This is a genomic window from Streptomyces sp. NPDC002698 (assembly GCF_042888945.1).
Taxonomy (GTDB): domain Bacteria; phylum Actinomycetota; class Actinomycetes; order Streptomycetales; family Streptomycetaceae; genus Streptomyces.
The window spans coordinates 161816-182394 of sequence record NZ_JBIAQM010000015.1 but is presented as its reverse complement, the minus strand read 5'-3'; the positions used below and the strand labels follow the sequence as shown (position 1 = coordinate 182394).

General features: G+C 72.5%; 16 protein-coding genes. 4 read left to right on the top strand and 12 right to left on the bottom strand.

Annotated elements, in window-relative coordinates; genetic code table 11:
• Positions 1 to 448 precede the first annotated feature (448 nt).
• Both ACFYW9_RS22375 and ACFYW9_RS22370 read right to left on the bottom strand, forming a co-directional pair.
• Positions 449 to 1366: a DsbA family protein gene (locus ACFYW9_RS22375; RefSeq protein WP_389153104.1), complete on the bottom strand. Its 918-nt coding sequence runs from the start codon at positions 1364 to 1366 to the stop codon at positions 449 to 451.
• 41 nt (positions 1367 to 1407) lie between these two features.
• Positions 1408 to 1842 (bottom strand): RrF2 family transcriptional regulator, encoded by a 435-nt coding sequence (locus ACFYW9_RS22370; RefSeq protein ID WP_389153016.1) that lies wholly within the window; start codon positions 1840 to 1842, stop codon positions 1408 to 1410.
• A gap of 139 nt (positions 1843 to 1981) precedes the next feature.
• Here ACFYW9_RS22370 and ACFYW9_RS22365 point away from each other — a divergent pair, with 139 nt between their 5' ends.
• Complete coding sequence (locus ACFYW9_RS22365; RefSeq protein WP_351863495.1) at positions 1982 to 2491, top strand: cupin domain-containing protein; 510 nt, start codon at positions 1982 to 1984, stop codon at positions 2489 to 2491.
• 135 nt (positions 2492 to 2626) lie between these two features.
• Positions 2627 to 3733: an enoyl-CoA hydratase/isomerase family protein gene (locus tag ACFYW9_RS22360; protein ID WP_389153012.1), complete on the top strand. Its 1107-nt coding sequence runs from the start codon at positions 2627 to 2629 to the stop codon at positions 3731 to 3733.
• Positions 3734 to 3945: 212 nt separating this feature from the next.
• Here the strand turns inward: ACFYW9_RS22360 and meaB are convergent, their stop codons facing one another.
• From meaB to ACFYW9_RS22325, 7 genes are all read right to left on the bottom strand, one after another.
• Entirely contained in the window at positions 3946 to 4929 is a 984-nt protein-coding gene (gene meaB, locus ACFYW9_RS22355) for a methylmalonyl Co-A mutase-associated GTPase MeaB (protein WP_351863492.1), read from the bottom strand.
• Positions 4926 to 7100: a methylmalonyl-CoA mutase gene (gene scpA / locus ACFYW9_RS22350; protein WP_389153008.1), complete on the bottom strand. Its 2175-nt coding sequence runs from the start codon at positions 7098 to 7100 to the stop codon at positions 4926 to 4928. Before scpA ends, meaB begins: the two co-directional genes overlap by 4 nt.
• Positions 7100 to 8908: a methylmalonyl-CoA mutase family protein gene (locus ACFYW9_RS22345; protein WP_389153005.1), complete on the bottom strand. Its 1809-nt coding sequence runs from the start codon at positions 8906 to 8908 to the stop codon at positions 7100 to 7102. Before ACFYW9_RS22345 ends, scpA begins: the two co-directional genes overlap by 1 nt.
• Positions 8909 to 9033: 125 nt before the next feature.
• A complete protein-coding gene (locus ACFYW9_RS22340) occupies positions 9034 to 10095 on the bottom strand; it encodes an iron-siderophore ABC transporter substrate-binding protein (protein ID WP_389153002.1) in 1062 nt (353 codons plus the stop codon).
• Positions 10095 to 11996: an ABC transporter ATP-binding protein gene (locus ACFYW9_RS22335; protein ID WP_389152999.1), complete on the bottom strand. Its 1902-nt coding sequence runs from the start codon at positions 11994 to 11996 to the stop codon at positions 10095 to 10097. Before ACFYW9_RS22335 ends, ACFYW9_RS22340 begins: the two co-directional genes overlap by 1 nt.
• Positions 11993 to 13687 (bottom strand): ABC transporter ATP-binding protein, encoded by a 1695-nt coding sequence (locus ACFYW9_RS22330; protein WP_389152995.1) that lies wholly within the window; start codon positions 13685 to 13687, stop codon positions 11993 to 11995. Before ACFYW9_RS22330 ends, ACFYW9_RS22335 begins: the two co-directional genes overlap by 4 nt.
• Positions 13688 to 13854: 167 nt before the next feature.
• Complete coding sequence (locus ACFYW9_RS22325) at positions 13855 to 15201, bottom strand: lysine N(6)-hydroxylase/L-ornithine N(5)-oxygenase family protein (RefSeq protein ID WP_389152992.1); 1347 nt, start codon at positions 15199 to 15201, stop codon at positions 13855 to 13857.
• 85 nt (positions 15202 to 15286) lie between these two features.
• Between ACFYW9_RS22325 and ACFYW9_RS22320 the strand changes: the two genes are divergently transcribed.
• Together ACFYW9_RS22320 and argB are read left to right on the top strand one after the other, a co-directional pair.
• The gene (locus tag ACFYW9_RS22320; protein ID WP_389152989.1) at positions 15287 to 16234 is read left to right on the top strand and encodes a methionyl-tRNA formyltransferase; all 948 of its coding nucleotides are present in this window, start codon (positions 15287 to 15289) and stop codon (positions 16232 to 16234) included.
• Positions 16231 to 17100, top strand: coding sequence for an acetylglutamate kinase (gene argB / locus ACFYW9_RS22315; protein ID WP_389152986.1), 870 nt, complete (start codon positions 16231 to 16233; stop codon positions 17098 to 17100). The genes ACFYW9_RS22320 and argB overlap by 4 nt, the downstream gene beginning before the upstream one ends.
• 117 nt (positions 17101 to 17217) lie before the next feature.
• Here the strand turns inward: argB and ACFYW9_RS22310 are convergent, their stop codons facing one another.
• The 3 genes from ACFYW9_RS22310 to ACFYW9_RS22300 form a co-directional block, all read right to left on the bottom strand.
• Entirely contained in the window at positions 17218 to 18051 is an 834-nt protein-coding gene (locus ACFYW9_RS22310; RefSeq protein WP_351863569.1) for an ABC transporter ATP-binding protein, read from the bottom strand.
• 64 nt (positions 18052 to 18115) lie between these two features.
• Entirely contained in the window at positions 18116 to 19162 is a 1047-nt protein-coding gene (locus ACFYW9_RS22305; RefSeq protein WP_389153100.1) for a FecCD family ABC transporter permease, read from the bottom strand.
• An 85-nt stretch (positions 19163 to 19247) separates the two neighbouring features.
• On the bottom strand, positions 19248 to 20294 hold the full coding sequence (locus ACFYW9_RS22300) for a FecCD family ABC transporter permease (protein WP_389152982.1): 1047 nt from the start codon (positions 20292 to 20294) through the stop codon (positions 19248 to 19250).
• Between the last annotated feature and the right edge of the window lie 285 nt (positions 20295 to 20579).

Below are 20579 nucleotides of genomic sequence, written 5' to 3'. Positions count from 1 at the left end.
CCTGGGTGTGCTTCGGTGCGCACGGGGGCATGCCGCGTTCAGGGCAGGAGGCGTCGGCGGATCGCGGGGAGGGCCGGGGGGCCGGGGAGCGGAAACGACGAAACGCTGGGAGAGCGGCGCGCGATGACGGGGGCCGGGCGGCGGGTCGGCTCGGGGCCGGTGCCGGAGTCGGCGGGACGGGCGTCAGGCGCCTGGGGGCCGCGGCTGGCGGGCGGTCAGCGACAGAGTGCGCTGCAGGTGCGCCGCAGGTCCACGTAGCGGCACACCACGCCGGGGTGCGTCGTGAGCATGGTGCACATCCTGGGGCCGGTTCTCGGCGGCTGTCAATGGACACCATTTGGTGTCTCATTGGGCGGGACGGGTTCTGACCGCTGATCAGAGCACCGGCGGGGACGGGAGCGGGCTCCACGGCCACCCTCCGCCGCCCTGATCCTCCGTCAGAAGGCCCTCAGGGAACGGAGGGAGCGCCGCGGTCGAGCGCCGGGTGTGCGGCGGCCTCGTCCGGGTGCAGCCACAGGGGGCCGTTGCCGGTCTCGACGCGCACGGCGTCCCCGGGAGGCCACGGTCCGTCGCTCAGCACCGCCGCCTCGGGGCCGGTCAGGCTCCGGTGCCGCGCGAGCGCTTCCGGGGGAGCCGGCCGCGCGGGCTCCGTCAGCAGCCCGGGGCTCAGCTCCTCGAACGCCGACGCGTACTCCTCGTACGACCGCCAGCCCGGTACGACGCGCCGCCCCGCGGGAGCGCGGACCAGCAGCGTCGGCAGCGCGTAGCGGTACCCGCCGTCGGCGGTCTCCTTGGCGGCACCGGGATGCGGCGAACCACCGCGCACCGACAGCACCTCGCCGACCGGCCGACGCGCCTCGGAGCGGTCGGCGAGTACCGCTTCCCGTACGGACGCCGACGCCGCGTCGGCGGCCAGCCGCTCAGGGTCGAGGCCGGGCACACCCCGGACCGCGGACAACGCCAGCGCCGGGGTGTCCGCCGGTTCACCGAGCACGAACACGCTCTCCCGCAGGCGCCGCAGCACCCGCCCGGCCACCTCGTCGCCCTGACGCTCCGCGGCCTTGGCCACCAGCGAGGACGGCCACGAACTCGCCGCGACCCGGCTGAGCCGCCGCGCCCGCGGTGCCCCCGTGTGAGCGCTGATGTCCTCGACGTACCGCGTGTACCAGGCGGTCTCCGCGGCGGGATCGGGTGGCGGGTCGTCGTCGTGGTCGAACAGGACGCAGTACGCGCGCCGCCAGCGCACCCGGCCCGCGAGCGCGGCCCGGAGCCCGCGGAACACCGGCTCCGATCCCCAGGCCCAGGGACACAGCGGGTCGGTGTACTCGACCACCTCGACCGCTTCCACGGTGTCCACCGCCTCCACCGCCTCCACCGCCTCCACGATCGGCCGGTCCGGCGGGCGGGTCACGCGGCTCCCTTGTGGCCCATCCGCCCGGCCGTCCCGGCGGGCAGCAGCGCGGCCAGGGTCGTCCCGCCCAGTACCGCCGCGGCGTCCGCCTCGATACGGCGCCAGATCCCGGGCAGTCCGGAGGCGGGCCCCGGATAGTCGAGGCCGGCCAGCGGTTCGCCCCGCAAGGTGATCAGCTCACCGTCCACGGCGCGTACGACGTCCAGCAGGGTGATCTCGTCGGCGGGCCGGCCGAGCCAGTACCCGCCCTCGCAGCCGCGCTGGCTGCGTACCAGGCCGGCCCTGCGCAACTCGCCCACCACGGACTTCAGGAAGCGGAACGGAACATGCTGCGAGGAGGCCATGGACTCACAGGTGAGCGGGCGGGCCGGTTCGCGGGCGAGCTCCAGCAGAGCTCGCGTGGCGTAGTCCGCCTTCGCGGAGATATGCATGGGCCCATGATGCCCGACCAGGTGTGCGCCGGCGGGGTCTCCACCGGTTCCCCACGTACATTGCGGGAACATTGCCGCAGGTGAAGCGCAATGGATACCTCTTGACATCCTTTTCCGGGCCGCTCTAGCGTCCCCCTCCATGAGCGAGCCGTCGACAACCCCCGGCGAAGGTTTCCACCCCCATCTCCCGGACGCCGAAGCGCAGTCCGTACGCCCCTTGCGCACCCGCCTGCACCACATCCGCGCCGACGCCCTCGACGGCGACACGGCGCAGACCGGTGGCATGCGCAGATTCGCCGCCGTCAGCGGCACCACCGTCGGTTCCGAGAAGCTGTGGATGGGCCAGACCCACGTCGCCCCCTCCACCGCCTCCTCGGACCACCACCACGGAGCCTCCGAGACCGCCATCTATGTGGTCAGCGGACACCCCGAGTTCGTCTTCCTCGACGACTCGGGGGAAGAACCCGAGGAAGTGCGGCTGCGCACCTCACCCGGTGACTACATCTTCGTGCCGCCGTTCGTGCCGCACCGCGAGGAGAACCCGGACCCCGCCGAGGAGGCCGTCGTCGTCATCGCCCGCAGCACCCAGGAGGCGATCGTGGTCAACCTGCCGGGGCTGTACGTGCTGCGGGACGGGGAAGAGGGCTGACGGCACGGGCCGTTCGACCACTCGGTGGGTACGGTGGCGAGGACGACGTCGTGACCTGCGACTCGACCGGACCGTGGAAGGAACCACCGAGATCATGCGCGTCATCGTGGCCCGCCGCCCGACGGAGGCGTTCGGATGAGCGGCACCGAGGCACCGGGCGCCGCCGGGGAACCCGTCCTGCTGCACACCGAGGGGCGGGCCGCCCACATCACCCTCAACCGGCCCAGGGCCCTGAACGCCCTGAACCACGCGATGGTGCGCCGCATCGACCAGGCGCTCACCGCCTGGGAACACGATCCGGCCGTCGAGACCGTGGTCATCACCGGCGCCGGTGAACGCGGGCTGTGCGCGGGCGGCGACATCCGGGTCGTCCACGACGACGCGCGCGACGGGGACGGCACCGCGTCCGCCGCGTTCTGGCGCGACGAGTACCACCTCAACGCCCGTATCGCCCGCTGTCCCAAGCCGTACGTGGCGGTCATGGACGGCATCGTCATGGGCGGCGGCGTCGGCGTCTCCGCCCACGGCAGCGTCCGGATCGTCACCGAGCGCTCGCGTATCGCCATGCCCGAGACGGGCATCGGTTTCGTCCCCGACGTCGGCGGCACCTACCTGCTCGCCCTCGCCCCGGGCGAACTGGGCACCCACCTCGCCCTGACGGGCGCCTCCATCGGCGCCGGCGACGCGCTGTCGTGCGGCCTCGCCGACCACTACCTGCCGTCCTCCGCGCTCCGGCGGTTCGTGTCCGACCTCGCGGACCGGCCCGTACCGGAGGCCGTGGCGGCTCACGCGCGGCCCGCGCCACCGGCGGAACTCGCGGAGCGGCGCGAGTGGATCGACGCCTGCTACAACGCCGACACCGTCGAGGAGATCATCCGGCGCCTGCTCGCGGCGGACGACCCGGCCGCCAAGGAGACGGCGGAGATCCTCCTCGGCAACTCGCCCACCGCCCTGAAGGTCACGCTGGCCGCCCTGCGCCGGGCCCGGCGGCTCGGATCCCTGGAGCGCGTTCTGGACCAGGAGTACCGCGTCTCCTGCGCGGCCCTGTCCGCACCCGACCTGGTCGAGGGCGTCCGGGCCCAGATCATCGACAAGGACCGCGAGCCGCGCTGGTCCCCGGCCACGCTCGCCGAGGTCACCGACGCCGACGTCGAGCGCTTCTTCTCTCCCCTCGGTGAGCGTGAACTCGGGCTGTCCGACGACGAGTCCGGCACCGGCGGGGACACGGCGGGGCGGGACTGAGCACGGCGCCTCACCTGGGACGGGAGGAAGACCACCCCGGTCGGCGCGGTCCTGGCCAGGTACGCGGCACGCGGTGCCCCCGGAATCCTTCCGGGGGCCTGTCGTCCTGTACGGGCCCGCGACGGGCGGCTGCGGGGAGCCGGGCCCGTCGCGGGTCACCGCGGGTGTGAGCGGTGACCGGGCTCCGACCTGCCCCGCCACCGCCGTCCGACTCAGCGGCCTTCGCCGCCGAACACCTTCAGAATGCGTTCCGCCGCGAGCGTGGCCGTCAACCCGCCCTCCCGTACCTGCCGTTCGAGGTCGGGGGCGAGCGCCCGGACGGCCTGATCGGAGTGCAGGCGGCCCAGAAGCTCGTCCCGGACCATCGTCCAGGTCCAGTCCACCTGCTGGTCACGGCGCTTCTCGGCGAGACGGCCGGTCGAGTCGAGCAGCGCCCGGTGCTGTTCCAGGCGGTCCCAGACCGTGTCCAGGCCGGCCGACTCGCGGGCGCTGCAACTCAGCACCGGAGGCGTCCAGGCCGCGTCCCTGCCGTGCATCAGCCGCAGGGCGCCCGCCAGTTCACGCGCGGCGGACTGGGCGTCGCGCGCGTGCGGACCGTCCGCCTTGTTGACGGCGATCACGTCGGCCAGCTCCAGGACACCCTTCTTGATGCCCTGCAACTGGTCCCCGGTACGCGCCAGCGTCAACAGCAGGAAGGAGTCGACCATGTTCGCGACCGCGGTCTCCGACTGGCCGACGCCGACGGTCTCCACGAGCACCACGTCGTAGCCGGCCGCCTCCATCACCACGATCGACTCGCGGGTCGCCTTCGCCACCCCGCCGAGCGTGCCGGCGGTGGGGGAGGGGCGGATGAACGCGGCCGGGTCCACGGCCAGGCGCTCCATACGGGTCTTGTCACCGAGGATCGAGCCGCCCGTACGGGTGGAGGACGGGTCGACGGCGAGCACCGCGACCCGGTACCCGAGCGAGGTCAGCATCGTGCCGAACGCGTCGATGAACGTCGACTTGCCCACGCCCGGCACCCCGCTGACGCCGATCCGCCGGGCCTTCCCGCTGTACGGGAGCAGCTCGGTCAGCAACTCCTGCGCCAGCGCCCGGTGCTGGGGCCGGGTGGACTCGACGAGCGTGATGGCGCGGGCGACCAGCGCCCGCTTCCCGTCGAGCACACCCTTGACATAGGTGTCGAGTTGGATCACAGGTCGTGCCCGAGGTCGGCAGAGAGCCGCTGGACGAGGTCGTACGCCGCGTCCGGGATCACCGTCCCGGGCGGGAAGACCGCCGCCGCGCCCATCTCCAGCAGCGTCGGCACGTCCTGCGGCGGGATCACCCCGCCGACCACGACCATGATGTCCTCGCGGCCCTCAGCCGCCAGCTCCTCGCGCAGCGCCGGCACGAGGGTGAGGTGTCCTGCGGCCAGCGACGAGACGCCCACGATGTGCACGTCCGCCTCCACCGCCTGACGGGCGACCTCGCCCGGCGTCTGGAACAGCGGGCCGACGTCGACGTCGAAGCCCAGGTCGGCGAAGGCGGTCGCGATCACCTTCTGGCCGCGGTCGTGACCGTCCTGGCCCATCTTGGCGACCAGGATGCGCGGGCGCCGGCCCTCGGCCTCCTCGAACGCGTCCACCAGGGTGCGGGTGCGGTCCACGGACGGGGACTCCCCTGCCTCGTTGCGGTACACCCCGGAGATCGTACGGATCTGGCCCGCGTGCCGCCCGTACACCTTCTCCAGGGCGTCGGAGATCTCACCCACGGTGGCCTTCGCGCGGGCCGCGCGCACGGCCAGCTCCAGCAGGTTGCCCTCACCGCCGGCAGCGCGTGTCAGGTCGTCCAGCGCGTCCTGGCACGCCCGCTCGTCGCGCTCGGCCCGCAGCCGCCGCAGCTTCTCGATCTGCTGTGTGCGTACGGAGGAGTTGTCGACCTTGAGGACATCGATCTGCTCGTCGGTCTCCACGCGGTACTTGTTCACGCCGATGACGGGCTGGCGGCCGGAGTCGATGCGGGCCTGGGTGCGGGCCGCCGCCTCCTCGATCCGGAGCTTGGGGATACCGGCGTCGATGGCCTGCGCCATGCCGCCCGCCGCCTCGACCTCCTCGATGTGCTGCCAGGCGCGGCGGGCGAGGTCGTACGTCAGCTTCTCGATGTACGCGCTGCCGCCCCACGGGTCGATGGCCCGGGTCGTACCGGACTCCTGCTGGATCAGCAGCTGGGTGTTGCGGGCGATCCGCGCGGAGAAGTCGGTGGGCAGGGCGAGCGCCTCGTCCAGGGCGTTGGTGTGCAGCGACTGGGTGTGGCCCTGGGTGGCGGCCATGGCCTCCACACACGTGCGCGTCACGTTGTTGAACACGTCCTGAGCGGTCAGCGACCAGCCGGACGTCTGCGAATGGGTGCGCAGGGAAAGGGACTTGGAGTTCTTCGGGTCGAACTGCCTCACCATCTTCGCCCACAGCAGGCGCGCCGCCCGCATCTTGGCGATCTCCATGAAGAAGTTCATGCCGATCGCCCAGAAGAACGAGAGCCGCGGCGCGAACGCGTCCACGTCCAGCCCCGCCTCACGGCCCGCCCGGATGTACTCCACACCGTCCGCGAGCGTGTACGCCAGCTCCAGGTCGGCCGTCGCGCCCGCCTCCTGGATGTGGTACCCGGAGATGGAGATGGAGTTGTAGCGCGGCATCCGCTGCGAGGTGTACGCGAAGATGTCGGAGATGATCCGCATCGACGGCTTCGGCGGATAGATGTAGGTGTTGCGGACCATGAACTCCTTCAGAATGTCGTTCTGAATGGTTCCGGCCAGCTTCTCGGGCGGCACGCCCTGTTCCTCGGCCGCCACGATGTACAGCGCGAGGACGGGCAGTACGGCGCCGTTCATCGTCATCGACACGGTCATCTTGTCCAGCGGGATGCCGTCGAAGAGCTGCCGCATGTCGTAGATGGAGTCGATGGCCACGCCCGCCATGCCGACGTCGCCCGTCACGCGCGGGTGGTCGCTGTCGTAACCGCGGTGCGTGGGAAGGTCGAAGGCGATCGACAGGCCCTTCTGGCCCGCGGCGAGGTTGCGGCGGTAGAAGGCGTTGGACTCCTCCGCCGTGGAGAAGCCCGCGTACTGGCGGATGGTCCAGGGCTGGTTGACGTACATCGTCGGGTACGGACCGCGCAGGTACGGTGCCATGCCCGGGTACGTGTCCAGGAAGTCCAGGCCTTCCGTGTCACGGCCGGTGTACAGCGGCTTGACCGCGATGCCCTCCGGGGTCTCCCAGAACGCCTCGCTCCCGCCCGTGGCCTTCTCTGCGGCGGCACTCCACTCGTCGGCGCTGCCTTCGGTGGTGGGCGTCCCCAGTTCGATTCCGGAGAAGTCGGGGATTCCCATCAGGACACTCCCATGCGGTCGAGGGTGGCGGAGAGGACGGCGACGGCGTCGCAGCCCGCGAAGACGTAGGAGTCGACACCGGCGTGGTCCGCGGGGCGGCCGGCCAGGAAGACGTGCCGGGCCCCGGCCGCGGCGAGGGCCTCGGCGGTGCTCACGGCCTGCTCCTCGTAGAGCGCGTCGCTGGAGCACAGGACCGCCTCGGTGGCACCGCTGTCCTCGAACGAGCCGTCCGTGACGGCCTCGATGCCGCCGGCCTGGAACAGGTTCGCGACGAAGGTGCTCCGCGCCGTGTGCGCGGCGGCCGGGCCGATCGTGGCGAGATAGATCCGGGGGCGGGCCCCGGTGGCGGCGAGATGCGCGTCGGAGCGGGCCCGCAGCGCCTCGTACGCCTCGTCGCGGCGCACCCGCGGCAGTCCGCCGGACGGTGCCTCGGGAGCGGGCTCACGCTCCACCGGGCGCTCCGCCAGATGCGGGAACTCGCTGACGCCGGTGATCGGTTCGCGCCGCTTGGCGAGCTTGACCGAACGGGCCGCCCAGGTGTCCGCCAGGTCGCGCGCCAGCCGGCCCGAGCGCAGGACCGCGGCCTGGCCGCCGTCCCGCTCGATCCCCTGGAAGAACTCCCAGCCGGCGTGGGCGAGTTCGTCGGTCAGCTTCTCCACGTACCAGGAGCCGCCGGCCGGGTCGATCACCCGGGACAGGTGCGACTCCTCGATGAGGATCGTGGAGGTGTTGCGGGCGATGCGCCGCGCGAACGCGTCCGGCAGGCCGAGGGCGTGGTCGAAGGGCAGGACGGTGACGGAGTCGGCGCCGCCGACGCCGGCCGCGAGCGTCGCGATGGTCGCGCGCAGCATGTTCACCCACGGGTCGCGGCGCGACATCATCACCGGCGAGGTCACGGCGTGCTGCGTCTGCGCACCCGCGCCCGGCGCCCCGCACACCTCGGCGATCCGGGCCCACAGCCTGCGCGCCGCCCGCAGCTTGGCGATCGTCAGGAACTGGTCGGCGGTCGCGGCGTACCGGAACTCCAGCTGCGCACAGGCCTGTTCGACGGACAGGCCCGCCTCGGTCAGCTCGCGCAGATAGGCGACACCGGTCGCCAGGGAGGCGCCCAGCTCCTGCGCGGGCGAGCCGCCCGCCTCGTGGTACGGGAGCGCGTCGACGGTCAGCGCCCGGAGTCCGGGGTATTCGGCGGCGCAGCGCGCGGCGAGCGGGACGACCGCGGCGAAGTCCATCGGGGATCCCGTACGGGCCTCGTGGCCGAGCGGGTCCGCGCCGAGGTTGCCGCGCGCGGCGCTCGGCGCGACGCCTCGTGCCGCGTACAGCCGCAGCAACTCCCGGGCCGCCGCCTCGACGTCAGGTCCCGCGTCGAGGACGACGGGCGCCAGATCGAGGTAGACGCCGTCCAGGACCGCTTCGAGCGAGGGGACCGGAATGCCGCCCTCGCCGACCGTGAGCCACAGCGACGTGACGCCGTTCTCCAGGTCGCCGAGGACCAGGGCGTTGTCCGCCGCCGTGTGCCGCTGCCGTACGTCCCAGCCGCCCGCGGTATTGCCCTCGGGCCTGCTGCCCCGGACGAACGGGGCGAAGCCGGGGAAACCGGCGTCGGCGGCCGTGTCACGCGCGGTGTAGAGGGGCCTGGAGGCGAGACCGTCCTCGAGCGTCGTGGTCAGCACGTCTTCGGCTGCCGCGCCCGAGGCCTCCTTGCCCGATTTGCGCAGCACGCCTTCTACCAGGAGCTGCCACTGGTCATGGGTCGCGGAAGGGAACTCGGCGGCCAGCGCGAGCCCGTCGTTGGGCAGGACTGTCATGCTCGGATGCTAGGTCAGACCGCTAGGGCGACAGCAGAGGCCCAGGCTGTGACCTTGACCTCTTGCTGTCGGTGATCCAGATCTCAGCCGTCCGGCGGGCACGCGCGGCCCGCCGGAAACGGTCGTCAGACAGCCGGCGCGGGCACCTTCGTCGCGGGGTCGCCGTCGACGGCGGCGGCGAGCTGCGGCACCAGGCGGTCGAGCATGTACGGCAGGCTCAGCACGCTGACGAAGGACACCGCGTTGCCGTAGTCGCTGGTCTCCTCGATGTAGACCTCGCGGCTCTGCCGCGCGACCTTCAGGTCCGCGTAGAGGGCGTCCTTGTGCAGCTTGGCCTCGTCCTTGGCGGGGTCCGAGACGATCCACACGATGGCGTCGGTGTCCAGCAGGTCGGTGCGCTCCTTGCTGATGTTGGCGCCGAACTCGTCACCGATGACCTTGTCCAGGTCGGCCGGAAGGGTGAAGCCGAGGCCGGTGAGCAGACGGGAACGGGGGTCCTGGCTGCCGAAGACGAAGATGCCCTCGTACGGGGTGGCCATGACGGCACTGGACTTGGCGAACGCGGGGTTCTTCACGGCGGCGGCCTTGATGCCGGCCTCGACGCCGGAGACCAGCGACTCGGCCTTCGACTCCTGGCCGAGCGCCTTTCCGATGATCTCGGTCTGCTTCTGCCACGGCACGCCGAAGTCGTTGTACTCCTTCGGCTGGGCCACCACGGGGGCGAACTTGGACAGGGTCGTGTACTGCGCCTTGGTGAGGCCTCCGTAGACGGCGAGGATCAGGTCGGGGCGCAGTGCCGCGATCTTCTCCGTCTGCGGGCCGGTGCCGGTGTCCTTCAGGACGGTCGGGGTCGTGGCGCCGGCCGCCTTGCCGGCGGCCCAGGGGCCGATGGCCCCCTTGTAGCCGCCGAGCCATTCGGTGGTTCCGACGGGCACCTTGCCGAGGGCGAGCACGGCGTCCTGGTCGGTGAGCCCCACCGTGACGATCCGCTTCGGTTCCGACGTGACGGTCGTGCCGCCGTACTTGTGCGCGATGGTGACGGGCCATGCCTTGCCCGAGGCCGCGGGCTTCGCGGAGTCGGCGTCGTCGGTGCTCCCCGAGGAGCCGCAGGCCGCGACGGTGCTGAAGAGCATGAGGACGGAGGCGAGGGCCGCGGCGAGCCGTGTGCCTCTCAAAGAGCCGAGCATCAGTGGTCCTTCGGGGTCGGAGCGGTGTTGGTGTGCGGGGGGTGGTCGGCGTGCGCGCGCGTGCCGGACCAGGCCTGCCAGAGGGAGGCGTAGGTCCCGCCCGCCGCGCACAGTTCGTCGTGGTGGCCGCTCTCGACGATCCGGCCGTCCTCCATGACGACGATCCGGTCCGCGGCGGCGGCCTGGGTGAGGCGGTGGGCGACGACGAGGGCCGTGCGCCCCTCGATCGCCCGGGCCGCGGCCCTCTCCAGCAGCCGGGCGCCGGTACTGCCGGCCTCGGCCGTCGCCTCGTCGAGGACGGCCACCGGCGGATCGGCCAGCACCAGACGGGCCAGGGCGAGTTGCTGGACCTGGGCGGGGGTGAGCCGGTGGCCGCCCTCGCCCACGACGGTGGCGAGTCCGTCGGGCAGGGCCTCGACCCAGTCGAGCGCGTCGACGGTGGCGAGCGCGGCGCGCAGTTCGTCGTCGTCGGCCGTGTCCCGGGCCAGCCGCAGGTCCGCGGCGAGCGGCCCGGCGAAGACGTGCGTCTCCTGGGTGACCAGGGCGACGGACAGCCCGCCCGTCGCCCGCGTGCCGGGCAGGCGGACGGACCCGGAGGCCGGCCGGTGCACACCGGCGATGAGCTTGGCCAGGGTGGTCTTGCCCGCGCCGCTCGGGCCGACCAGGGCCACCCGCTCCCCGGGCCGCAGCGTGAGGTGCACGTCCCGCAGCACCGGCCGGCCCGGCTCGTAGGCGTGGTGGACACCGACCACGGCGACGGCGCCGGACGGTTCGGTGTCCGGAGCGGATGGTTCGCTGCCGGTGTTCCTGCCGGCGGAACCGGTGTCGGTGTCGGTGGGGTCGGTGCCGGAGTCGACGCCGGCCGGTGCCGGTCCGCCGGCGGGGCCGTCCGTGACGCCGACCAGCCGGTTGAGCGCCGCCGTGGCCGTCTGGGCGTCGTCGAGCAGGACGAGGGCGGAGTTGACCGGCGAGAAGAGGCTGTGGAAGTAGAGGGCGGCGGCGGTGGCCGTGCCGATGCTCACCGAACCGGCACGCACCAGGAAGAAGCCGGTGACCAGCACGGCGGCGAGGCCCGTGTACTCGGCGACGTGCAGCCGGTTGTAGAACCGCAGCACCAGCTCGACCCCGCGCATCGTCATCCCCACGGCCGCCGAGGAGCGTTCGGTGACGTGCGCGGTGTGCTCCTCCTCCAGGCGGTACGCCCGTACGGTGCCGGCACCCGCGATGGTGTCCAGCAGCTGCTGCTGCTGGGCCCCGGTGGCGATCCGCTCGCGGGCGTACAGGGGCACGGCGTTGCGGACGTACCAGCGCGCGGTGTGCGCCTGTACGGGGACGGCGATCAGGGCGGCGAGCAGGAAACGCCAGTCCAGCGCCGCCATCGCGACGAGCGTGAGCACGATGGCGAGGACCGAGCGGACCAGTTCGGGCAGGGCCGAACGGACGGCCTCGCCGACCCGTGCGACATCCCGGGTGACGCGAGCGCTGAGGTCTCCGGTGCCCGCCTTCTCGACCTGTTCCAGCGGCAGTCGCAGCGCCCGGTCCACGAACCGCTCGCGCAGCCGCGCGAGGACGCTCTCGCCGAGCTGCGACACCAGGGACAGCCCGAGCGCCGTCGCGCCGCCCTGCACCAGCGCCACCACGACCAGCAGGACGGCGGGCAGCGTGAGGTCGCCGGGCGGCCGGTGGCCGGCGACGAGGTCCACCATGTGTCCCAGCAGCGGCTGGACGAGGAGTCCCACCGCGGTGGCGGCGACCATCGTGGCGAGGCAGGCGAGAGCCGTACGGCGGTGGGGGCGGACCAGTTCGCGCAGGGCGGCCCGCGTCCTGGCCGGGGTCGCCGTGGGCAGGAGTTCGCGAGTGGTCGTGGTCCCGTCGGTCACGGTCGCCGCTTCCGCGCTCATACCAGCACCGCCGAACGGTAGATCTCGTGGCGGCGCACCAGGTCGGCGTGCGGGGCCGTGTCGGTGACCCGGCCTTCGTGGATGAGCAGCACCCGGTCGGTGACCGAGAGCAGCGCGGGGCTGGTCGTCACGAGCAACGTGGTGCGGCCCTTGCGGAGTTCACGGATGCCCGCGGCGATGCGGGCCTCGGTGACCGTGTCGACCGCCGTGGTCGGTTCGTGGACCACGAGGACGGGCCGGTCGGCAGCCAACGCGCGGGCCAGGGCGACCCGTTGACGCTGCCCGCCGGACAGCGACCGGCCCTGTTCGCTGACCGCCGTGTGCTCGCCGTCGGGCAGGGTCTCGGACACCTGGGTCACCCCGGCCGCCGTCATCGCCGCCTCGGGAGCGCTCGTCCCGGGAGCGGCGGCCGTGACGTTGCCGCGGATCGTTCCCTCGAAGAGGTCGGCGTCGTGCTCGGCCACGAGGATCGCCGTACGGATCTCGGCCGGGTCGAGGTCGCGCAGGGGCACCCCGTCCAGCTCGACCGATCCCGCGTCGGGGTCGCTGCGCCGGCTCAGACAGCGCAGCAGGTCGGCGGCGTGCGCCGGATCGGTCGTCACCACGCCGACCAGTTCGCCGGGGTCGACGTCGAGGTCGACGTCGCGTAGTCCGCCGTGGCGCAGACCGACCAGCCGTACGGCGCCCCGTACCGGCTGGGGCAGGGGGCTGCCGCCCGCGGTGACGGCGGGCGCGGTGGCCAGCACCTCCGCGATCCGGGTGGCCGAGGCCCGGCCCTGGGCGAGCTCGGCGTTGACCCAGGCGAGCACCTCCAGCGGGCCGACGAGGAAGAGGGCGAGCCCGACCGCCGACACCAACTGGCCCAGGCTGATGCTTCCCTGGGCGGCCAGCCGGCCCCCGACCAGGGCGACCGCGGCGATCAGACAGCCGGTCAGCGCGAGCACCATGCCGCTCTGGAAGGCCTGTGCCCGGGCCGCGCGCAGGGTGGCGCGCAGCGAGTCGCGGCTGGTGGCGCGGTAGCGCTCGATGGCGGCCGGCTCGCCCCCGATGCCCTTGAGGATCCGCAGCCCGGTGACCAGGTCCGCGGCGATGGCCGAGGCGTGCGCCGCCCGGTCCTGCTCGGCCTCGCTGCGTGATTCCAGCGGCTTGCTCAGCAGGTGCCCGAGCCACAGCAGGACCGGGGTGCCCACCAGGACGACCAGTCCCAGGGAGACCGAGGTGCGCAGCAGGACGACGGCGCAGGTGGCGATGCCGACGAGCGAGGAGAAGCCCAGCGTCAGCGCCAGGTTGACCGCGCCGACGCGTTTGGCGTCCTCGGTCGCGATGCTGGCCAGAGCGCCGGGCAGCCTGCCCTCCTCGGTCCCGCCCCCCGGGCTCAGGACCCGCCGTACGAGGGTGACCCGCAGGGTGTGTTCGGCCCGGACCGCGGCCAGTTCACCGGACCGGGCGCCGATCCGGAAGCTGAGGGCCAGTCCGGCGTAGACGGCCGCGAGGACCGCGAGCCACAGCACGAGCGCGCCGGAGTCGGATCCCGTGACGGCGCGGTCTATGACGACGCCGATGAGGGTGGGGACGAGGGCCTCGCCGATCTGGTGTCCGGAGGCGAGGAGCGTGCCGAGCGCCACGCGTGCGCGTTGTCCCTCGACCGAGCCTCTCAGGACGCTGCGCCCCGACGGATGTACGGCACTCATCCATACCCCTCCGGGAAGGACGGACGACGGAAACTTAGGTGAGGCTACCTTAAGTTGCGGCGAGATATGCCGTGAAGACGCGGATGGCTTCTCGGTGGCGCCGGACAGGTCGGCGTAACGGCGTGCGTCGACCTGTCCGGCGCAACTGCCTTACGGCTTAACCGAGTTCAAGCAGGGCAGTCGGTCGCCGGGACCGTCTCCGCCGCGCGGTGGGTGAGCAGGGAATCGAGGATCTCCCCGGAGCGGACGGCGGTGGTGGACAGCAGGGTCGAGGTGAGACCGTGCGTGTGCTCGGTCGCGCCCTGCACGTAGACGCCCGCCGTCACCTCGGGCGAGAACTCCACCCGGTGGTCGCGGCCGACGAGCGGCGAGTCCTTGTCGTCGCGCAGGCAGAGTTTCCCGGCCCGGCCCAGCAGCGTGTCCAGGTCCCGGGGGCGGTAGCCGGTCGCGTGGACGAGCAGATCGCAGGAGATGGTCTCCCGTTCGCCGGTGGGGAGGTATTCCACCGTGACGTCGAGCAGGTCGTCCTGGGCCCGCACGTCACGGATGCGCGAGACGTTGCGCAGGCGCAGACGCTCCTTGCCCAGCACCTTCTCGCGGTACATGGTGGCGTACAGCGACTCGATGAGGTCCATGTCGACCACGGAGTAGTTGGTGCCGCGGTGGTAGTCCACCAGGGACTGCTTCACCTCGGGCGTGGACCGGAAGTACACGTCCACCGCCTCGGGGTCGAAGATCCGGTTGGCGAAGGGACTGTCGTCGGCCGGTGTGTAGCCGTACTTCGCGAAGACCGCGCAGATCTCCGCCGCGGGGAAGGACCGGTGCAGGTAGTCGACCGCCTCGGCCCCGCTCTGGCCCGCGCCGAGGACGAGGATCCGCTCGACGGGAGCGCCGGAGCCGGCCAGTTCGGCCACCCGGGGGACCAGTTCACTGTTGTGCCAGACGCGGTCGGAGAGCGTCGTGTCCGGCGGCAGATGCGGTTCCAGGCCGACCGCCACCGACAGGTTGCGGGCTCGCCGGGTGATGGTGCGCTCCGGGGCGCCGGGCACCCGGCTGGTCACGTCGAACCAGCGGACCTCGCCGTCCTCGGAGGTCACCGGTTCGACGGCGACGACCTCGGAGTCGTAGCGGACGAGGTGCGAGAGCCGGGACGCGGCCCAGGCGAAGTACTCGTGGAACTCGATCCGCAGCGGGAAGAGCGTCTTCGCGTTGAGGAAGTCGACCAGCCTGCCCCGCTCCCGCAGGAAGCACAGGAAGGTGAAGTCGCTGGTGGGGTTGCGCATCGTGACCAGGTCCTTGAGGAAGGAGACCTGCATCGTGGCGTCGTCGATCAGCATGCCGCGGTGCCAGCCGAAGGAGGGCTGACGCTCCAGGAACTCCGCGCGGATCCGGTCCTCGGCCGATGCCTGGGCGTTGTGTTCCTCGATGGCGATGGCCAGTGCGAGATTTGACGGGCCGAAACCGATCCCGAGTACGTCGTGTATGGCGTCCGGTTCGTCGTGCAGTGCGTTCACCGCAACTTCCCTTCCCTTGGGCGCCCCTGATGGTAAATAAGGTTAGCCTTACCTTGCAATGGTGGTCTCCAAGAGAGGATCGACTATGCGGGTCGTCATGTTCGGCTACCAGACCTGGGGGCATCGCACGCTCCAGGCCCTGCTGGAGTCCGGCCACCAGGTGGTGCTGGCGGTCACCCATCCCAAGAGCGAGCACGCCTACGAAAAGATCTGGGACGACTCCGTGGCCGACCTCGCCGACAAGCACGGCATCCCGGTGCTGCTGCGCAACCGGCCCGACGACCCCGAACTCCTCGCCGCGCTGCGGGACGCGGCTCCGGACATCATCGTCGCCAACAACTGGCGCACCGTGCTTCCCCCGGAGGTCTTCGACCTCCCCCCGCACGGCACGCTCAACATCCACGACTCGCTGCTGCCGGCCTACGCGGGCTTCTCGCCCCTCATCTGGGCGCTGATCAACGGCGAGCGCGAGGTCGGTGTCACGGCGCACCGCATGAACGCCGAACTGGACGCCGGGGACATCCTGTTGCAGCGCGCGGTCCCGGTCGGTGCGACCGACACCGTCACCGACCTCTTCCACCGCACCGTGGACCTGATCACGCCGGTCGTGACCGAGTCCCTCGGCCTGATCGCCTCCGGCCGGGCCCGCTGGATACCCCAGGACCGCAGCAGGGCGAGCTTCTTCCACAAGCGCTCCGCCGAGGACAGCCGGATCGACTGGACCTGGCCGGCCGAGGACCTGGAGCGCCTGGTGCGGGCCCAGTCGGACCCGTACCCGAACGCCTTCACCCACCATCGTGGCGAGCGGATCCGCGTCGTCGACGCCGTCGTGTCCCGCGGGCGCTACGGCGGCACTCCGGGGCGGATCTTCATCCGCGAGGACGACGGGATCGTCGTCGTGGCCGGAGCGCAGGCCAGGAACGGTCGGCTGCCCGGGCTGCTGGTCCGGCGGGTGCGCACCGAGGACGGAGCCGAGCACGCGGCCACCGACTACTTCCGTACCATGGGCGGCTACCTCACGGCCCGTCCGTGAGCGCTCCGCCCGGCCTCGCCGACCCGCTCGCCCCGCTTGTCCCGGTCGAGCGGCTGCGCGGCCGCACGGTCGTCGTCAAGTACGGCGGCCACGCGATGGCGGACGCGCCGCTGCGGCGGGCCTTCGCCCAGGACGTCCTCTCCCTGCGCCGGGGCGGGGTCAGGGTGGTCGTGGTGCACGGCGGCGGCCCGCAGATCGGCGCCCACCTGGACCGGCTGGGCATCGAGTCCGCCTTCCTGGGCGGGCTCCGGGTCACCACGCCCGAGACCATGGACGTGGTGCGGATGGTGCTCTCCGGACAGGTCCAGAAGGAACTGGTCGGACTGCTCAACGAGCGGGGCGCGTACGCCGTCGGGCTCAGCGGCGAGGACGCGCGCACGCTCACCGCCGTGAAACGGTTCGCCGAAGTGGGCGGCGAGCGCGTGGACATCGGACTGGTCGGAGACGTTGTCCGGGTCAACACGGCTGTTCTCACACTGTTGTTGAAGCACCGTCACATTCCCGTGGTGTCCTCCGTGGGCCGTGGCGAGGACGGCCAGGTCTACAACGTCAACGCGGACACCGCGGCCGGGGCGGTGGCCGCCGCGCTCGGAGCGCACGCGCTGGTCGTCCTGACCGATGTGCCGGGCCTGTACGCGAACTGGCCGGACAGCGACCGAGTCGTCGACCGTGTCACCGCCGCCGAGCTGGAGTCGCTGCTGCCCCGGCTCGACGGCGGCATGGCGCCCAAGATGGAGGCGTGCCTGCGGGCCGTCCGGGTGGGGGTGGCCACGGCCCGGGTCCTCGACGGCCGTGCGCCGCACGCGCTCCTCCACGGGCTCGCCGGAGGCCGCGGCACCACGATCGTGCCGGACGCCGGGCGGTAGTCCCTCACCCCCGGCCGGCGACCGCCGGTTCACCGGCCGCACGGGACGGTTTCGCGCGGCCGGCCGGAGCCGGAGGGCCCGGACCCGGAGCGGGCCCGGACGGCGGCCGGGGACCGCTCAGTCGGCCCGTGCCGCGGTCTCCAGGGCGGGCGCGCCGTGGTGCCGTCCCATCGGAATGACCAGCGGGGTGTCGCTCACCGGGTCCGTGGTGATCGCGCAGTTCAGATCGAAGACGTCCTCGACGGTCGTGACGGTGATGACCTCGGCCGGGGGGCCCTCGGCCACGATCCGCCCGGCCTTCATGGCGACGACGTGATCGGCGTACCGGCACGCCTGGTTGAGGTCGTGCAGCACCATCACGACGGTCCGGTGCTCCCGCCGGTTGAGATCGGTGATCAGGTCCAGCACGTCGATCTGGTGCGCCAGGTCCAGATAGGTCGTCGGTTCGTCCAGGAGCAGGATCTCGGTGCCCTGGGCGACCGCCATGGCGATCCAGGCGCGCTGGCGCTGTCCGCCGGACAGTTCGTCGACGGGCCGGTCCGCGAGTTCCGTCATGCCGGTGGCGGCCAGCGCCGCCCGCACGGCCTGCTCGTCCGCCCTCGACCACTGCCGCCACCAGGTCTGATGCGGCGAGCGGCCGCGGTTGACCAGGTCGACGACGGTCAGCCCCTCCGGCGCGACGGGACTCTGCGGCAGGATGCCGAGCCGTTGCGCGAGCTCCCGCGACGGCATGGAGTGCAGTGCCCTGCCGTCCAGTTGGACGGTTCCGGTACGGGGTGTCATCAGCCGGGCGAGGGCGCGCAGCAGCGTGGACTTGCCGCACGCGTTGGCGCCGACGATCGCGGTGATCCGGCCCGGCGGGACGACGAGGTCCAGACCGTCCACCACCGTCCGGCTGTCGTAGGCCAGGTGCAGACCGGTGGCCCGCAGGTCCGGGCCCGCTCCCGGCACGCGGTCGGCCGGCACGCGGTCGGCCGGCGGGGCGCCCGCCGACAGGGGATTCGCCGACATGGGATCAACCTCCTGAACCCGCGCGGTTGGCGCGGACGAGCAGCCAGAGCAGGATCGGCGCGCCGAGGACGCCGGTGACGATGCCGACCGGGAGTTCCGTGCCGGAGACGAGGGTGCGGGCGATGAGGTCGCTGCCCAGGACCACCAGGGCTCCGGTGAGCCCGGAGGCGACGGTCGGGGGCCAGGCGGTACGGGCCAGACGCTGGGCGATCTGCGGGGCGGCCAGCGCGACGAAGGCGACGGGGCCGGCGGCGGCGGTGGCGAAGGCGATGAGGCCGACCCCGGTGAGCAGGATGGACAGCCGGACGAGCTGCACCCGGGTGCCCAGGCCGGTGGCGACCTCGTCCCCGAGCTGGAGGGTGCGCAGCAGCCGGCCGAGCAGCAGGGCCGCCGGCAGCAGCACCGCCAGCGCGACGGCCAGCGGCCGGGTCTCCTCCCAGGTGCGGCCGTTGAGGTTGCCCACCAGCCAGCCGAGGGCGGCCTGCGCCTCGAAGCGTCCGCCCTTGGCCATCAGGTAGTCGGTGGCGCTCGCGCACATCCAGGAGACGCCGATGCCGACCAGGATGATCCGGTACCCGGTGGTGCCGCGCCGCCAGGCGAGGAGATACACGAGGAAGGCGGTGGCCAGCGCGCCGAGCAGGCCGAGCGACTGGGTCCCGAGCCCCGCGTCCCAGCCGAGCACGAGGCCGGCGACGACGGCGGTGCCGGCGCCCTGCGTGAGGCCGATCATGTCCGGGCTGGCCAGGGGATTGCGGGTCATCGTCTGGAACAGCGCGCCCGAGACGCCGAACGCCGTTCCGGCGAGGAGCCCGACCAGCGCGCGCGGCAGCCGGAGGTCCTGGACGACCAGCACGGTGCCGGGATCCCCGGAGGCGCCCAGGGCACGTACGACGTCCGCGAAGCCGATCGGATAGTCGCCGATCGTCAGGCCCCAGCAGAACAGCAGGAAGGTGCCGACGCCCAGCACCGAGCACAGCGCGACGAGCCGGGGCCGCAGGATCCCCGAGACGGGCGGCACGGCGAGACGGTAGGCGCGGAAGGAGGACGACAGCGGCGGCCGGCCCGAACCGGCGCCGCCCGCCTTCGGGTTGGGGGTGGAGTTCACGGTCGGTCCGGTGATCACGGGATCGGGCACGCTACACCTCCGCCAAGCGCTGGCGGCGGACCAGGGCGATGAAGAACGGGCCGCCGATGAAGGCGACGATCACGCCCGCCTGGACCTCGGTCGGCCGGGCCACGACCCGGCCGAGGATGTCGGCGGTGAGCAGCAGACACGGGGCGAGGACGGCGGAGAGCGGCAGCAGCCAGCGGTGGTCCGGGCCGAGGCCCGCCGAGCGGGCCAGCACCCGGGCGATGTGCGGCACGACCAGCCCGATGAAGACGACGGGGCCGATCACCGCGACCGCGGCGCCGGTGAGCAGGGTGATCGCGGTGACGCCCTGGAGGCGGACCAGACCCAGCCGGCGCCCGAGCGAGGCGGCCACGTCGTCGCCCAGGGCCAGGCTGTTGAGGGCGGGCGCGCAGGCCAGCGCCAGTACCGCGCCCACGGCGAGGAACGGCAGGATGCGCAGGACGGTGGCCGAGTCCTGGTCGGCCATCGAGCCCGCGGACCAGAAGCGGTAGCGGTCCAGCGCGTCCGGGTCGGTGAGCGCGATCGCGCTGGTAAGGGAGGACAGCATCGAGGTCACCGCGATGCCGGCGAGCGCCAGTTTGACCGGCGTCAGCCCGGAACGGCCGAGCCCGCCCAGGAAGTAGACCAGCACGCTCGCCGCGAGGGCGCCGGCGAAGGCGAACCAGACGTATCCGTAGAACGAGCCGAACCCGAACACCCCCACGGCCACCACGATGGCGAACGACGCCCCCGCGCTGACCCCGAGGACTCCCGGGTCGGCGAGCGGATTGCGCGTCAGCGCCTGCATGAGCGCCCCGGCCAGGCCCAGTGCCGCGCCGGCGGTGAGGCCGAGCGTGGTGCGGGGGACCCGCGCCGTCCAGACGATGTTGTCGACGAGCCGGCTCGGCGGGTGGCCGAACAGGGCCCGCACCACGTCGTCGAGCGGTATTCCGGCCGCGCCGACGGCGATGGACACCAGGCAGAGCCCGGCCAGGACCGTGCTCAGCAGTGTCACCAGAACGACGGGGCGGACGCGCTTGCTCCCGGTCACCTTGCGGTCTCCAACGGCCAACTCCCTTAGGTTAGGCAGGCCTTAAGCGTAGTGGGCGACTCGGCAATCTCCGAGGCCATGGCCTTTTGGTTAGGTAATCCTTACCTTAGTATGGCCGCAGTCCTCCGGCTGAGCCGGTTCCGCGCATTCGGGAGGCACGGTCACCTGTGTCCGCTATCGAAGATCGTGTGTCGGGTGTCGACGACGGCGTCGCGGCGTACTGGCGCCGGCGGCTGGATCCGCTCCCTCAAGAAGCCTCGCTGCCCGTCGACTTCCCGTATCCGGCGCGGTCCGGCGGCGACCGGC